The 851-nt window shown below is 30.7% G+C and carries 1 protein-coding gene; it reads right to left on the reverse strand.

Features of this window, described 5'->3' with window-relative positions; all coding sequences use genetic code 11:
- Positions 1-314: 314 nt before the first annotated feature.
- Positions 315-851: hypothetical protein (locus BCU91_RS20275; RefSeq protein WP_157936279.1), on the reverse strand; the 537-nt coding region annotated here is incomplete at its 5' end.

Consider the following 851-nt stretch of genomic DNA (forward strand, 5'->3'; position numbering starts at 1 on the left):
CACAAAATATAAAACCATTTTATATTTTGACAGTTTTAAAATGTTTGAATATAAACACATAAGGCTTTAGAACCTATCCCTAAACGCTCAAAAACATAGTTGAAAAACTAAACGTGTTTGATAACTTGATTGACGACTTCTTGATTAAATTCAATTGTATAACGAGTACCTTTACTCATGATTGAACTCTTATGGTTTAAGTTACAATTATTTACAGTAAAAAATTCCTCTAAGTCACTGGCCTTATAAAAGTTAGACTTTATTTGTATCAATATAATTACCCTGCAACCCATCTCTTAACAGTATACATACTATTAGTATTCAGGATAATGATGGGTTATTTCTTTTAACGCTTCTACACAACTAGTCATGTTGTTTTCTCTCAAAATATTTTCTATTTTTTTTAACTCACTACAAAGTTTGAACTTCAATTTATTACGTATTTCATGAGGCATCTTCGGTTCTTCAACTAATACACCATGAAAGCCGATAATCCTATTTATTAGTTCTTTCATGTCTATGTACATTTCTCGGTAAACATATATTTTTATTAACTTTATTTCATCTGGTAAGTACCGTATAAAATCACGTAATCGAATGTGATTTTGAGTTTTTAATCGTGATTCGTTTTCACGATTTTTTTTCTCTTGCTTGATGTGTTCTAAGTCTTCGAAGTTAAAAGTAGCGACCATATATGACACTCCAAAAAATCCACTTTGGAAAGGGCTACTCTCATCATTGCTCCAGTTTTTCACCATATTATAATCATAATCATCGGAGAAACGTATGGAGTTAGACTGTTCCTCAAGTTCGACGGCTTTTTGCTTTAACTCCTCATTAGAGCGAATATA

Source organism: Shewanella sp. 10N.286.52.B9 (assembly GCF_002873635.1).
In the GTDB taxonomy this organism is placed as follows: domain Bacteria; phylum Pseudomonadota; class Gammaproteobacteria; order Enterobacterales; family Shewanellaceae; genus Shewanella.